Source organism: Clostridium sp. AN503, assembly GCF_040719375.1.
Taxonomy (GTDB): Bacteria; Bacillota; Clostridia; order Lachnospirales; family Lachnospiraceae; genus Brotaphodocola.
This window is the reverse complement of record NZ_JBFDTP010000002.1, coordinates 2,795,333-2,810,518: the sequence shown is the minus strand read 5'-3', so window position 1 is coordinate 2,810,518 and position 15,186 is coordinate 2,795,333. Positions and strand designations below refer to the sequence as shown.

Sequence of the window (15,186 nt, the reverse complement as noted above, 5' to 3'; positions counted from 1 at the left end):
GCGGTAATATTAGGAAGAGATCCGTCCTTCAGAACAACCGTATTAAAGCGAGTACGCAAATTCAAGGAGGAATATCACATGATTTCAGCAGGTGATTTTAGAAACGGCGTTACCCTGGAAATCGAGGGTGCAGTATACCAGATCATAGAGTTCCAGCATGTAAAGCCGGGTAAGGGCGCTGCTTTCGTAAGAACCAAGATTAAAAACGTAATGACCGGCGGCGTTGTAGAGAGAACTTTCCGTCCGACCGAGAAGTTCCCGGCTGCAAGGATTGACCGTGTAGATATGCAGTATCTGTATGCAGACGGCGATCTGTTCAACTTCATGAACATGGACAACTACGAGCAGATGGCGCTGTCCCAGGATACCATCGGCGATGCTTTGAAGTTCGTAAAAGAGAATGAGCTTGTAAAGGTATGCTCCTACAATGGAAAAGTATTTTCCGTAGAGCCGCCGTTATTTGTAGAACTGGAGATCACCGACACCGAGCCGGGCTTCAAGGGCGATACCGCTCAGGGCGCTACCAAGCCGGCTACCGTTGAGACCGGCGCTACCGTTTATGTTCCGCTGTTTGTGGACAACGGTGACAAGATCAAGATCGATACCCGTACTGGGGAGTATCTGTCCAGAGTTTGATGTGAATTTCATATGAATTAAATGAGTGATCCCAGGGAGCACAGGGCTTCTTGGGATCACTGAAAAAGTCTGATCCTTTGCAAAAAGAATTAGGCTTTTTTATTTATGCTATAAAATCGGCGAAAACAGGCTGATTTTGGCGAAAATAAGGCTTGACAGCCTGTCTGGAAAAAGTGAGAGTCTGAAGTGATTGTGTAATGAAAAGAGGCAGGCGCTGTTTAGCGACCTGCCTCTAAAAACATATTTATGTAAGAATACTTAAAGATGTGTCTGTGATCAATCCTTCCCCGCTGCAAAAGCCGGCCCGGTAGAGCTGGTGTCAGAAGAAACCGCCTCTGCGACGAAACAATTCTTAAGCTGCAGATATTGCCCGCTCTTGACCGTGACCACCGTCTTCGCGTCATCACTTACCGTAAAGGATTCCACCACATCCTCATAGTTATCACTCGGTGCAGAGAGGATGTAGGCACGGCCATAGGAATAACTGCTGCCGTTGCTTTTCAGGCGGTAGGTCCCTGCCGGCAGCTGAAGCCCAACTTTGTACATCTCACCTCTGCTGTAATCCAGCTGCGGCACCTCGTCCACCGGGGAGGCCGTGCAGTCGACCAGGTAGAGGTACTGCCCCTCTGCGATGCGGATAATGGCATTGTAGGAGAAATAATTATAATCAATGATCTGGTCGTAATCCGAGGCCTCCCTGGCAGTTGAGATCACATAAGCGCCGCCGTAGGTGTAGTCGCTGTCTGAGTAATCAGAGCAGAGCAGCATGTATTCGCCTGCCGGTATTTCTGTGCCGGCTTCGTAAGAGCCTTCCGGGTAAACTGTGGACGGCACAGAGGTTGTGGCTGAAAGCGCGCAGCCTTCCGCCGGGGCAGTGATGACCTGGGAGGTGGTCTCTTCTTCTTCATAGCCATATAACTGTTTTAAATAGTCCATATAGGCAGCCGTTCTGGAATCGGTGGCTTCGCCTCCAGGCCCCGGTGATGCGGCGGTTGTTTCACTGTTTGTGAACTCACATCCTGCAAGGAACAGGTATTGTCCATCCTGGACCGTCAGGGAGATGGTGCTGCGGCCATAACTGGACGTGGTCTCATAATCCACAATGTCTCTGTACTGCAGGGACGGAGAAGAGAGGATGTAAGCTATGCCATATCCATCGGATCTGAAATAATATGTACCTGCCGGAATATGGTATCCAACCTTAAAATGGCTGGCTCTCCGGTAATCAAGGCTTGGAACCTGGTCAATGGGAGAGGCTGTACAGTTATCATATGTAAGGAACTGGCCTTCTTCCAGCCGGATGATGGTGTTGTAATAAAAGGAGCCATAATCCAAAATCTGATCCAGTTCTTCCGGAGTGCTGACGGTGGAAATCATATAAGTACAGGCGGAGGAATAGGAGTACTCATCCGCATTGCGGTCGTTCCCGAGAAGGACATATTCACCTGCCGGAATATCGGTTCCGCCCTGGTAGGTTCCCGGCTGATAGACTGTGGACGGGGTGGAGGTCTTTGTGGGAAGCCCCGGTATCAGGTAACCAGCGGTGATGAGAGAGCTGCGCTGTTCATCCCCGGACACCTGTTCCGCCACGCTGCTCCATTCATCATACCAGGAGCTGGTGGTCCTGCTGTGGTTTGGAGTGGCAGAGGCTGCGGATGCGGTGCCTGACAGGATACAGTCGCTGAGCTGCAGATATTGTCCGTCCTTTACGGTAATGGCTGCCGTGCCCTCCACATAGGTGTAGTCCTCAACCACATCATAATTGTCGCTGGGATAGGAGAGCACATAGGCGATGCCGTAGGAGGAACTGTCCAAAGACTTCAGCTCATAAGTGCCCGCCGGGATATGGTATCCGACCTTATACATGTTGCCGTAATAGTGATCGATCTGCGGGACTTCACTTAAGGGGCTGGCAGTACAGTTATTCAGGGACAGAACCTGCCCGTCCTCAAGCCGGATAATGGCATTGTAGTCAAATGTATTGTAATCTACATAGTCCGCGTCCTCGGAAGCATTTTCATAAATAATGTATATGCCGTATGAGGCGGTATTGTTAGCAAGCAGCACATATTCCCCGGACGGGATGTCAGTGCCTGCATGATAGGAACCGGCAGGATAGACTGTGGATGGCGCGGACGTGGCCGTGCTGAGCCCGGAACCGCCACCGGCAGAACCTCCGACCGTAATGACCGGCGAAGCAGCCGGCGCCTCCGTCTCCGGCGGTATGCTGGTCTCTGCCAGGACCTGCGGGGCAAGAAGACTGGATATCAGGAGTGTAACAAACAATAGTCGGAATTTTCTCATAAATTAGCTCCCCCTCATAATAATGTATAAATAGTATACTATTTAAATGGATAAAATACCAGTAAAACAGCTGAGAATGACATAAAAAATAAATAAATTATAGAAATAACAGCTTTTGAAATGACCAGCTGTAAAAGTGGCTGCAAAAGTGGCAAAAGAGAAGCTGTAAAATAGCGTCAGTCTTGCATTTTCCTCTGAAATCCAGTATAATTATTGTTCAGTTTGATGTTAATCACAGTTAGTCCGGCTGGATGGCCGGAGAGGAAAATAGAGTGAAGGAGACCAGGAACGTGAAAAAAATTCTTGATTTGATCGCCGCGGAGATGAAAACGGCGTTTACTGCCTGCGGTTATGATGAGAGCTATGCGAAGGTGGTGCTTTCCAACCGCCCTGACTTATGCGAATACCAGTGCAACGGCGCCATGGCAGCGGCGAAAGCCTTAAAAAAGAAACCGATCGATATCGCAAACGAGGTGGTAGCGAAGGTATCGGAGCAAAGCTCCGGGATGTTTTCCGAGCTGAATGCAGTAATGCCGGGATTCATCAATATCCGTCTGGATGCACAGTGGCTTGCAGATTATATGAACGGTATGCAGAAGGATGCCAGGCTGGGGCTTGAGGAGACGGGACACGGGGAGACCATCATCGTGGACTACGGCGGCGCCAATGTGGCAAAGCCGCTCCATGTGGGCCATCTGCGTTCTGCTGTCATCGGGGAGAGCATCAAGCGTATGGGCGCGCATCTGGGATATCATATGATCGGTGATGTGCACCTGGGCGACTGGGGCCTTCAGATGGGGCTGATCATCGAGGAGCTTCGGGATCGGAAGCCGGAGCTGGTTTATTTTGACGAGAGCTATACGGGAGAGTATCCGGCAGAGCCGCCTTTTACCATCAGTGAGCTGGAGGATATCTATCCAACTGCAAGTGTCAAGGCCAAGGAGGATGAGGTGTTCAAGGAGCGCGCGCAGACCGCGACGTTCCGGCTCCAGAACGGATATGCCCCGTTTACCGCGATCTGGAAACATATTATGGCGGTTTCCCTGGCGGATTTAAAGAAGAACTATGCGAATCTGGACGTGCATTTTGAGCTGTGGAAGGGGGAGAGCGATGCGGAACCCTATATCCCGTGGCTGATCCAGGACCTTCAGGACAAGGGGCTGGCCTACGAGAGCCAGGGCGCGCTGGTGGTGGATGTGACGGAGCCGACTGACTCCAAGGAGCTGCCGCCCTGTATCGTGCGCAAGTCCGACGGCGCTGCGCTGTATGCCACCTCGGATCTGGGGACCATTATCGAGCGCGAGAAGGAATACAAGCCGGTCAAATATATCTACATCACGGATAAACGGCAGGCGCTGCATTTCACCCAGGTATTCCGGGTGGCGAAAAAGGCGGGGTATGTAAACGAAGATACGCCCATGGTGCATATTGGTTTTGGCACCATGAACGGCAAGGACGGGAAGCCGTTTAAGACCAGGGACGGCGGCGTCATGCGCCTGGAGAACTTGATCTCCGATATCGATGAGGCCGTGTTTGCACGGATCATGGAGAACCGCACCGTTTCCGAGGACGAGGCGAAGGAGACGGCTAAGATCGTTGGCCTTGCAGCGCTTAAATACGGGGATCTGTCCAACCAGGCAGCCAAGGACTATGTGTTTGATATTGACCGGTTCATTTCCTTTGAGGGAAATACGGGACCGTATATTTTATATACCATCGTGCGGATCAAGTCCATACTGGCCAGATATGAAGGGCTGGAGGACAAGTTTGCCGGGGACCCGGCCATCCTTCCGGCGGTGAGCGATGCGGAGAAGGCGCTGATGCTGGAGCTGTCCAAGTACAACGACGTGATGGAGTCCAGCTTTGCGGAGACTGCGCCCCACAAGATCTGCCAGTATATTTACGACCTGTCCAATGCGTTCAACAGCTTTTATCATGATACCAGGATCATCGCAGAGGAAGACAAGGCGCAGCAGGCTGGCTGGATCCAGCTTATCACCCTGGTGAAGGATGTCTTGGCAGCCTGTATCCAGGTCCTTGGTTTTGAAGCGCCTGAGCGCATGTAACACGGACTTCGTACAGTAACCCGTTCACCGTGGTTTGGATGGAGACGCTTTATGAAGATAACAGAAATGAAGACCAGCACGTTCTGGAAGGGCGAGCTGGGCGTCCGTGCAGCCGTGGAGGAGGCAGGACAGTCCTATCAGGTCAATCTCTCTGTCAAGGGTAGTCAGCTTCGCGACTACTCTTGTTCTTGTGTAAATGGAAATTCCTATAAGGGCATGTGCGCCCATGCAAAAAAGGTCTGGGATGAGTGGCAGAAGCAGCAGGAGGCCGGAGCGGGCCGTCCGGTGTCCACATCCCAGGAAATCCGCTCCATGATCCGGGAGTACACCAACCGGGAGGTGGCGCAGATCATCCAGGAGGGAGAAGAAATCCAGGTGCATCTGGTCCCGCGGCTGGTCATCCGGAGCAGGGGGATCATCAGTCTGGAATTCAAGGTAGGGAAAGAACGGCTTTATGTGATAAAGGATCTGACGGCGTTTGTGAAGGCCGTGGAGACGGGAGCCAGCTTAAGCTACGGCAAGCAGCTGACGTTCCATCACAGCCTCAGGGCATTTGCCAGGGAGGACCGGCCCCTGTGCGCCCTGCTCATGGAGCTGGTCAATGTCTATGGAGAGCATTACGAGCAGTTCAGACGGAGCAATTTTGTTACGGTCCAGGGATTGCGGGAGCTGATCTTAAGCCAGGCCAACCGGGACAGATTTTTTGAACTGATGGAAGGCCGGTGGCTGGAGGTGGAGCTTCTTTCCGGCAGCCGTATCCAGGTCCTGGTGAAGAAAGAACCAGTTCAGCTTGCCGTCCGGATACGCAAAAAAGGGCGGGACGGGATCGAGGTGTCTGTAGATGAAGGCGTGTTTGGTTTCCGCGGGGAACGGCACTGGTATGTGGGCAGTGCACAGAAGCTGACCTGCCTGGATGAGGCGGCGACAGAGCAGCTGGGCGTATTTTTAGAACAGGTCTTAAAGGACAAAAAGAGCCATACTCTGGATGTGCAGGAGCGGGATATCCCTCTGTTTTATGAGAGGGTGCTCCAGAAGCTGATGCCGTACAGCCGCCTGGATTCGGCAGATGTTGACTTAGAAAGCTACCGCCCACAGGAGCTTAAGGCAGCGTTTCACTTTGACAGCAGCCGGCCGGAGGAGCTGACCATGAAGCCGGTCCTGTCTTATGGGGATTTTTCCTTTCATCCGGCTGCGGATGACAAGGTGCCCCGGACGGTCTGCCGGGATGTGCCGGGAGAGTTCCGCATCAGCCAGGTCATCACAAAATATTTCAAGTACCGGGATGAGGCTGCGGAGACGCTGCTCATCCGGGATGATGAAGATGCCATGTACCGGCTTCTCAGCGAGGGCATGGCGGAGTTTATGGCCCTTGGAGAGGTCTATGTGTCGGAAGCTGCGAAGCACATCCGCCTCATGCCGCCGCCCCGCGTCAATGTGGGGGTGCGGACCTCCGGCAAATGGCTGGAGCTGACCGTGGATGCGGAGGGAATGAGCCAGGCGCAGCTGCAGAAGATCCTGACGGAATACGATCCGAAAAAGCCCTACTACCGGTTAAAGAGCGGGGAGTTTTTACAGCTTGATGAGAATGGGCTGGTGACGGTGGCACGCCTGGTGGAAGGCCTGTCGGTGAACCGGTCCCAGCTGGCCGGCGGTATGGTACAGATTCCGGCGTACCGGGCGCTGTATCTGGACAGCGTGCTGAAGGAGGGGAGCGGGATCACCTTCTACCGGGACAATCTGTTCAAAGCGGTAGTCCGCGGAATGAAATCTGTGGAGGACAGCGATTACGAGATCCCGGAGAGCTTACAGCCGGTGCTGCGGGGATATCAGAAGACGGGATTTCGGTGGCTTAAGACACTGGACCACTATGGTTTTGGCGGCATCCTGGCGGACGATATGGGCCTTGGAAAGACCATCCAGGTGATCGCGCTTCTGCTGGATGAAAAGCGGAGGAACCCGGAGAGCCAGGCGCTGATCGTCTGCCCGGCTTCCCTGGTCTATAACTGGGAAAATGAGATCCATACCTTTGCCCCGCAGCTTATGGTCCGGACGGTGGTGGGAAATGCGGCGGAGCGGGAGGCAATCCTTCGTGGAGAGGAAATGGCCGGCGGATTGCCGGATATCTTCGTGACGTCCTATGACCTTCTAAAGCGGGATGTGCTGCTGTATCAGGAGATGGAATTCCGGTTCCAGGTCATCGACGAGGCGCAGTATATCAAGAATCCGTCCACCCAGAGCGCGAAGGCAGTGAAAATAGTAAAAGCGCAGACGCGGTTCGCGCTGACCGGCACGCCGATCGAGAACCGCCTGGGAGATCTGTGGAGTATTTTTGATTATCTGATGCCGGGATTCCTTTTCACTTATTCCGGTTTTAAGAAACGGTTTGAAGCGCCGATCGTAAAGGATGGGGACCAGCGGGCCCTCAAGGCGCTGCATCGGCTGACCGGGCCGTTTGTGCTGCGGAGACTGAAAACGGATGTGCTCAAGGAGCTTCCGGAGAAGCTGGAGACAGTGGTCTATTCCATGCCGGAAAAAGAACAGAAGGAGCTGTATACAGCCAATGCCCTCCAGCTAAAGCATCAGCTGGAAAGCTTAAGCGGCGCTTTGGCCGGACCGGAGAACATGCAGATCCTTGCGCAGCTTACGAGATTGCGGCAGCTCTGCTGCGACCCGTCTTTGTGTTACGACCGCTACAAAGGAGGTTCGGCGAAGCTGGACACCTGTGTAGAGCTGATCGCAGGCGGCATCGAGGGCGGACACAAGATCCTTTTGTTTTCCCAGTTTACATCCATGCTGGAACTGATCGGAAAGCGGCTCAAAAAAGAGGGCATCGGCTATCACCTGCTGACCGGCGCCACCTCCAAGGAAGACCGGATGCGGCTGGCGGGAGAATTCCAGACAGATGATGTGCCGGTTTTCCTGATCTCACTGAAAGCAGGCGGCACGGGGCTGAACCTGACGGCGGCGGATATTGTGATCCACTATGATCCGTGGTGGAATGTGGCTGCGCAGAACCAGGCGACGGACCGCACCCACCGTATAGGACAGGAGAAGCAGGTGTCGGTGTTCCGCCTGATCATGAAGGATACCATTGAGGAAAATATCATCAGGCTGCAGGAGAACAAGCAGAGCCTTGCAGAGCAGGTCATCACGGAGGGAACTCTGTCTATCGGAAGCTTGAGCCGTGAGGAGCTGTTGGAGATCCTGTCGTCAGAAGCCTGAACAATCAATATACACGAAAGAAGTGGAGGAGGGAAACATGGCACTGTATGATTATGTGGGGGCGCTGCGTCTGGGCAGGAAACAGTACCAGACGTCGGTGGCAAAGGGTGAATATCCCTATCTTCCGGTGTTGGATGATATTCTTGCCAATACGGATATTGTTTCAGAGGTGAACTTAGGCGTCATTGATGTGCCTCTTGAGCGGATCGTGGGAACCAAGACACAGGGACGGACCCAGGCGTTTGCTGGCAATTTTATGCCGCTTCTGGGGGAGAAGACCGAGTTTGGAGCCAAGTGGGCTTATCTCTATGACCACCAGATCGACGAGGGGATCCACGATCCGATCGTGGCGTATGAGTTTATGAACCGCTACTATGTACAGGAAGGAAACAAGCGGGTCAGCGTGCTCAAATATGTGAAGGCCTACAGCATTCCGGCATCTGTGACCCGGCTGATCCCACGGCGCAGTGATGATAAGGATATCAGGCTTTATTATGAGTTTCTGGACTTTTATCAGGTCTCCTTCAACTGCGATGTGTGGTTCAGCAGGGAGGGCAGCTACAGGCATCTTCTGGAGGCTATGGGGAAGGCTTCGGAGGAGGTCTGGACCGAGGACGAGAGGATGTATTTTAAGGGCGCCCATGACGTGTTCTCCAAGGTGTTTGGGGAGCGCAGGATGGGGGATATTGAGATGACCGCGTCCGACGCGTTTTTGATCTATGTGGAGATCTTCGGCTATGATATGGTGAAGGAGCGGACCGAGGACCAGATGCGGCGGGATTTAAATAAGATCTGGGATGAGCTTCTTTTAACGGCTCACGGCGGGGAGATCGCCCTGGTAGAGCAGCCGGAAGAGAAAGGGAATGCCGGCGGAGGGCTGTTTGACTGGCTGAAGCCTGACGACGATATCAAGCCGGAAATGCTCAAGATCGCGTTTATTTATCCCAAGGATAAAGAATCCTCCAGCTGGGTTTACAGCCACGAGTTGGGGAGATTGTACCTGGAGCAGTGTTTTGACGGAAAGCTGAGGACGGTGGTTTTTGAACATGCCGGGACGGAGGATGAAGTGGCTGCGGCTATCAATCTGGCAGTGGCGGCGCGATGCAATGTGATCTTTACCATATCTCCTGAGATGGCGGCTCAGAGTGTCAAGACGGCGGTGGAGCACCCGGAGATCCGTGTTTTCAACTGTTCCGTGAACCTGTCCTATTCCTCCATCTGTACCTATTATGCGAGGACCTACGAGTCCAAGTTTTTGATGGGGGCGCTGGCTGCAGCCATGAGCGAATCCGACAATCTGGGCTATCTGGCGGACTATCCCATTTACGGGAGGATGGCGAACATCAATGCATTCGCCATGGGCGCACGGATGATCAATCCCCGGGTGAAGGTGCATTTAAAATGGTCGGGGCTTTCTGATGAACATAACAGCCAGGAACTGAAGGATGCGGGCGTCACCTACATCGTTGGGGAAGATATGATCACGCCGGAGAAAGCGTCCCGGGAATTCGGCCTGTACCACAGACTGCCGGATGGGACTGTGGAAAACCTGGCAACTTCCATCTGTGACTGGGGAAAATTCTATGAGCGGATGATCGATCTGATCTGTCGGGGAGCACTGGACAGGAAGGACATGAGGGGAAAGAAGGCGATCAATTACTGGTGGGGGATGTCGGCGGATGTGATCGATGTGATCTGTTCCGCGAATCTGCCCTACTATACCCAGAGGCTGATCCGTTTCCTGAAAGGGTCCATCTGCAGCGGTGCGTTCCAGCCCTTTGAGGGGCCCATCGACGCCCAGGACGGCGTGGTGATCGGAGCAGAAGGCCGCAGCCTGACACCGGAGGAGATCGTGCGTATGGACTGGCTGGCTGGAAATGTGATCGGAAGCATCCCGCCCATAGAGCTTTTCAAGAAGGAGGCGCAGCCTATGATACGCCTGCAGGGAGTTAAGACGGAAGAGAAGACGATGGGGGGACGGGAATGTGAAAATTCTGGTACTGGCAGATCATGAGTCTAAATCGCTGTATGAGTATTATGACGCGGACAAATTAAAAGATGTAGAGCTGATCATTGCCTGCGGGGACTTGCGCCGCGACTATCTGGATTTTTTTGCCACCATGAGCCATGCGCCGGTGCTGTTTGTGCTGGGCAATCACGATTATTGGTACAAACGGGGGCAGGAGAGCGGCTGCATCTGTATTGAGGACGATATCTATGTGTACCGCGGCATCCGCATCCTTGGTCTGGGCGGTTCCATGCAGTACAGCCCGGGGGCGGCAAACCAGTACACAGAGGAAAAGATGGCGTGGCGGATCCGGAAGCTGTGGTGGAAGCTGAAGTTCCGGGGCGGTTTCGACATCCTGGTGACCCATGCCCCGGCGCGGGACTTTCATGACTTAGAAGACTTGCCTCATAAGGGCTTTGAATGCTTTCGCCGTCTGATCGAGAGATATAAACCAAAGATGTTTATCCATGGGCATGTCCACGCAAACTACGGCTCCGGCTTTAAACGCACAGATATGCTGGGGAGCACGCTGGTGGTCAACGCCTATGAACACTATATGATTGACTATCCGGAGGCGGAAGCCGCAGCCGCCGCAGCCAAAGAAGGATGATAAAAGGAGGATGCCGGCAGATGAGTCGCGGTATTGATCCGGCGGCAGTTTTCAGTGACACAGAGAAAATATCCGCATAGTATATAAAAAGCACTTGCATTTTTGTGTGGGTGCTTTTATAATAGACAATTAGTAAACTAGCTAATTATTAATTAGCTGATAGTTAGCAGGCTTACTAAATGATGATTTGAGTAATGAGGAGAAAAAGGAGGTATCATCGTGAGAAGGTTTCATCGCTTTGAGGGCTGGGAAAGCCCCCACCGTGAACTGGTAGAGACTTATATGTGCGTCGGGCGCCTGCACCGGATGGTGCTGGAGCGGCAGCTCAACCGGACCGGTGTGTACCGCAGCCAGCATCAGCTGCTCATGTTTATCGCGGAGAATCCGGATGTGTCACAGAAGGAGCTGGCGCAGCTGAACCATGTGTCACCGGCGACGGTTGCAGTGTCTCTTAAGAAGCTGGAACACGGCGGCTACATACAGCGCGTGGTGGATGAGCATGATAACCGGTATAATAAGATATGCATTACAGAGAAGGGCAGGGCTGTGGTGGAAAACAGCGTCCGCTGGTTCCAGAAGGTGGAACGCAGCATTTTTGACGGATTTTCCCCGGAGGAGATGACAGCGATGCAGGGATACCTGGATCGGATGTATCAGAATCTGAGCAGTCTTATGCCTGAGACAGAAAGCGAGGAATAAGAATGAAACGTTATGCAAAATACGCAAAGCCATATTTAAGCGCGTTTATCATCGGCCCATGCCTGATGCTGACTGAGGTATTCGGAGAGATCATGCTGCCGAAGCTGATGTCCATGATCATCAACAACGGCGTGGCAAACCGGGACAGCGCCTATATTGTCCGCATCGGATTGTGTATGGTAGCCGTGGCGATGGTGATGGCGGTCAGCGGCATAGGAGGCGCCTATTTTTCAGCAAAGGCGTCCATCTGTTTTACCAGTGATTTAAGAAAGGATCTGTTTGCCAGGGTGCAGCAGTTTTCCTTTAAAAATATTGACCAGTTCAGTACCGGTTCCTTAGTGACCAGGCTGACCAACGATATCCAGCAGGTACAGCAGGTCATGATGATGGGGCTGCGTCTGGCGCTTCGTGCGCCGGGGATGCTGGTGGGGGCGCTGATCATGGCGTTTATCATGAACCGGACGCTGGCCGTGATCATTCTGATCGTGATCCCGGTACTGTCTGTGGTGATCGCCGCGATCATGATGACGGCTTACCCGAGATTCGGTATTATGCAGACCAAGCTGGACAGGATGAACTCCGGCATCCAGGAAGCCCTGACCAACGTCCGGGTCATCAAGTCCTTCGTTCGGGAAGACTACGAGAAGGATAAATTCCGCCGGTCCAATGAGGATCTTCAGAATACCAGCTTAAAAGCCATGCGGATCGTGATCATGACCATGCCGGTGATGATGCTGGCGATGAATATCACGACCCTTGCAGTGGTCTGGTACGGGGGAAACCTGATCATCGGAGGGAGCATGCAGGTGGGGGATCTGACTGCGTTTACCACATACATTGTGCAGATCCTCATGTCGCTGATGATGCTGTCCATGGTATTCTTGCAGAGCTCCCGGGCTATGGCCTCCATCAAGCGTATCAATGAGGTGCTGCAGACGGAGATCGACCTGACGGATGAGGCTGCGGCTCACAAGGAGCTTCAGGTGAAGGCGGGCCGCGTGGAATTTAAGGATGTTTCCTTCAGCTACGAGGAGGGCGGAAAAGACAAGGTACTGGAGCACATCAGCTTTACGGCGGAGCCGGGCCAGATCATCGGCATCATCGGTTCCACGGGGAGCGGCAAGACCTCCCTGGTGCAGCTGATCCCGCGGCTCTATGATGCGACGGAGGGGCAGGTGCTGGTGGACGGCGTGGATGTGCGGGATTATTCCCTGCGGCATCTGCGGGACGGCGTCGGCATGGTGCTTCAGAAAAATGTGCTGTTCTCCGGGACCATCGAGGAGAACCTGCGTTGGGGCAATGAAACTGCTTCCATGGAAGAGCTTCGCTCGATCGCAGATGCGGCCCAGGCCGACGGATTTGTCAGCTCCTTCCCGGACGGTTATGAGACCGATATGGGACAGGGCGGCGTCAATGTGTCCGGCGGGCAGAAGCAGCGGCTGTGTATTGCCAGGGCGCTCTTAAAACGTCCGAAGATCCTGATCCTGGACGATTCCACCAGCGCAGTGGATACAGCCACGGAGGCAAAGATACGGGAGTGCTTCCGCACTACCCTGAAGGATACGACCAAATTTATCATTGCACAGAGGATCGGATCTGTGGAAGAGGCGGATGTGATCATCGTGCTGGACGATGGGCGGATCATTGGAATGGGCACCCACAGAGAGCTTATGGAATCCTGTGAGGCGTACCAGGAGATCTACTACTCCCAGCGGGATAAGGAGGTGAGCGCGTAATGGATCAGAAACAGAGAATGGACAGCTTAAAAAGACGTTACGGCAGGCACACCTCACAGAAGGCCTGCCCGTGGGGCCATGGGCGGCCCAGGCCACGGTCCGGGACGCCATATGCCTGCGGCAGGCGGCGGCAGGCCGAAGGAGACCCGGGAGACGATCCGGCGTCTGCTTGCATACCTGAATGAAGATAAGATGAAGATGGGGCTGGCATTTATCTGCGTTATTTTAAATACCTTGGGAACGCTTGTTGGTTCCTATATGCTGCGCCCGATCATCAATACCTATATTGTGCCGGTGGACGGCAGCCGCGGGGACCCGGCGGGACTTTTTAAGGCCCTCATCGTGATGGCCGCAGTGTACTTTGTGGGTGTGGGCGCCAACTACGCTCAGGCCAGGATCATGCTGACGGTGGCTCAGGGGGCGCTCCGGAGAATCCGGAACGATCTGTTTGGGAAGCTTCAGAGCCTGCCGGTCCGGTTCTATGACACCAATTCCAACGGCGACCTGATGAGCCGGTTTACCAATGACGTGGATACCATCGGGCAGATGCTGAGCAATACGCTGGTGCAGCTGTTTGCAGGAGCCATGAGCATTATAGGAACATTAGCGCTGATGATCTACACCAATATCTGGCTGACGTTGGTGACCGTGGTGATGATCCCGCTGATGATGAAGGCGGGGGGAGCGGTGGCCCGGCGGAGCCAGCGGTTTTTCTCAGCCCAGCAGGCATCTTTGGGAGCGGTCAACGGTTATATCGAGGAGACTGTGACCGGACAGAAGGTGGTCAAGGTGTTCTGCCATGAGGACTTGGCGCAGGAGGAGTTCGATATTCTGAACCGGGATCTGCGGGACAATCAGATCAAAGCCCAGTTTTTCGGCGGTATCATGGGGCCGGTCATGGGAAACTTGAGCCAGGTGAATTATTCCCTTACTGCCTGTATCGGCGGCCTGCTCTGTATTTTCCGCAATTTTGACGTGGGTGGCCTGACTGTATTTTTGAACTTTTCCAGACAGTTTTCCCGTCCGATCAATGAGATCTCCATGCAGGTCAGCAACGTATTCTCAGCGCTGGCAGGCGCGGAGCGGGTATTCTCCGTGATGGATGAAGAGCCGGAGCCGGCGGATGATGTGGATGCGGCAGTGCTGGAGCCGATGCAGGGGCATGTGGTGCTTGACCATGTGACCTTCGGCTACAATCCGGATAAAGTGATCTTAAAGGATATCAGCCTGTATGCGAAGCCGGGACAGAAGATTGCCTTCGTAGGCTCTACTGGAGCGGGCAAGACGACGATCACCAATCTGATCAACCGCTTTTATGATATCCAGGGCGGAGCGATTACCATCGACGGCGTGGATATCCGGCATATTAACCGGGATAACCTGCGGCAGAACATTGCCATGGTCCTTCAGGACACGCACCTGTTCACAGGCACTGTGATGGAGAATATCCGGTACGGGCGGCTGGACGCCACCGACGAGGAGGTCATCCAGGCGGCGAAGACGGCCTCGGCCCATTCCTTTATCAATCGTCTCCCTCATGGTTACCAGACCATGCTGGAGGGAGACGGGGCGAACTTAAGCCAGGGCCAGAGGCAGCTTTTAAACATTGCCAGGGCGGCCCTCTCTAAGGCCCCGATCCTGATACTGGACGAGGCGACCAGCTCCGTGGATACCAGGACGGAGAAGCACATCGAGCACGGCATGGACCGTCTGATGGCGGACCGGACCACCTTTGTGATCGCACATCGGCTGTCCACTGTGCGCAACGCCAATGCGATCATGGTGCTGGAGAACGGCGAGATCATCGAGCGTGGGGACCATGATGAGCTGGTGGCAATGAAGGGACGGTATTATGAGCTTTATACGGGGCTGAGTGAACTGGATTGACAGGCGGATGTGTGGGAC

The 15,186-nt window shown here is 53.9% G+C and carries 9 protein-coding genes; 8 read left to right on the top strand and 1 reads right to left on the bottom strand.

Translation table 11 applies throughout. The features are described from left to right. The first annotated feature begins 78 nt into the window (after nucleotides 1–78). Nucleotides 79–636, top strand: a complete 558-nt coding sequence (gene efp / locus AB1I67_RS20305) for an elongation factor P (protein ID WP_367032023.1) — start codon at nucleotides 79–81, stop codon at nucleotides 634–636. Nucleotides 637–912: 276 nt separating this feature from the next. On the opposite strand, the gene AB1I67_RS20300 is transcribed toward efp, so the two are convergent. After that, nucleotides 913–2,940, bottom strand: a complete 2,028-nt coding sequence (locus tag AB1I67_RS20300) for a hypothetical protein (RefSeq protein WP_367032022.1) — start codon at nucleotides 2,938–2,940, stop codon at nucleotides 913–915. 290 nt (nucleotides 2,941–3,230) lie between these two features. On the opposite strand from AB1I67_RS20300, the gene argS reads away from it, so the two are divergent. From argS to AB1I67_RS20265, 7 genes are all read left to right on the top strand, one after another. Continuing rightward, the gene (gene argS / locus AB1I67_RS20295) at nucleotides 3,231–5,006 is read left to right on the top strand and encodes an arginine--tRNA ligase (RefSeq protein WP_367032020.1); all 1,776 of its coding nucleotides are present in this window, start codon (nucleotides 3,231–3,233) and stop codon (nucleotides 5,004–5,006) included. Between the two features lie 51 nt (nucleotides 5,007–5,057). After that, complete coding sequence (locus AB1I67_RS20290; protein ID WP_367032018.1) at nucleotides 5,058–8,228, top strand: SNF2 helicase associated domain-containing protein; 3,171 nt, start codon at nucleotides 5,058–5,060, stop codon at nucleotides 8,226–8,228. A gap of 37 nt (nucleotides 8,229–8,265) precedes the next feature. After that, nucleotides 8,266–10,242 (top strand): BMP family ABC transporter substrate-binding protein, encoded by a 1,977-nt coding sequence (locus AB1I67_RS20285; protein WP_367032017.1) that lies wholly within the window; start codon nucleotides 8,266–8,268, stop codon nucleotides 10,240–10,242. Continuing rightward, a complete protein-coding gene (locus AB1I67_RS20280) occupies nucleotides 10,214–10,846 on the top strand; it encodes a metallophosphoesterase (protein WP_367032015.1) in 633 nt (210 codons plus the stop codon). Before AB1I67_RS20285 ends, AB1I67_RS20280 begins: the two co-directional genes overlap by 29 nt. 219 nt (nucleotides 10,847–11,065) lie before the next feature. Further along, nucleotides 11,066–11,545 carry a MarR family winged helix-turn-helix transcriptional regulator gene (locus AB1I67_RS20275; protein ID WP_367032013.1) on the top strand — a complete coding sequence of 160 codons (480 nt, stop codon included), beginning with the start codon at nucleotides 11,066–11,068 and terminating at the stop codon, nucleotides 11,543–11,545. 2 nt (nucleotides 11,546–11,547) lie between these two features. Beyond that, entirely contained in the window at nucleotides 11,548–13,281 is a 1,734-nt protein-coding gene (locus AB1I67_RS20270) for an ABC transporter ATP-binding protein (protein ID WP_367032011.1), read from the top strand. A gap of 111 nt (nucleotides 13,282–13,392) precedes the next feature. Further along, nucleotides 13,393–15,168: an ABC transporter ATP-binding protein gene (locus AB1I67_RS20265; RefSeq protein WP_367032010.1), complete on the top strand. Its 1,776-nt coding sequence runs from the start codon at nucleotides 13,393–13,395 to the stop codon at nucleotides 15,166–15,168. The last annotated feature ends 18 nt before the right edge of the window (nucleotides 15,169–15,186 follow it).

What these genes read in the sequence shown, in the direction of transcription:
- efp (WP_367032023.1), top strand. Translation starts at nt 79, where the DNA reads ATGATTTCAGCAGGTGATTTTAGAAACGGCGTTACCCTGGAAATCGAG.
- AB1I67_RS20300 (WP_367032022.1), bottom strand. Translation starts at nt 2,940, where the DNA reads ATGAGAAAATTCCGACTATTGTTTGTTACACTCCTGATATCCAGTCTT.
- AB1I67_RS20290 (WP_367032018.1), top strand. Translation starts at nt 5,058, where the DNA reads ATGAAGATAACAGAAATGAAGACCAGCACGTTCTGGAAGGGCGAGCTG.
- AB1I67_RS20285 (WP_367032017.1), top strand. Translation starts at nt 8,266, where the DNA reads ATGGCACTGTATGATTATGTGGGGGCGCTGCGTCTGGGCAGGAAACAG.
- AB1I67_RS20270 (WP_367032011.1), top strand. Translation starts at nt 11,548, where the DNA reads ATGAAACGTTATGCAAAATACGCAAAGCCATATTTAAGCGCGTTTATC.
- AB1I67_RS20265 (WP_367032010.1), top strand. Translation starts at nt 13,393, where the DNA reads ATGCCTGCGGCAGGCGGCGGCAGGCCGAAGGAGACCCGGGAGACGATC.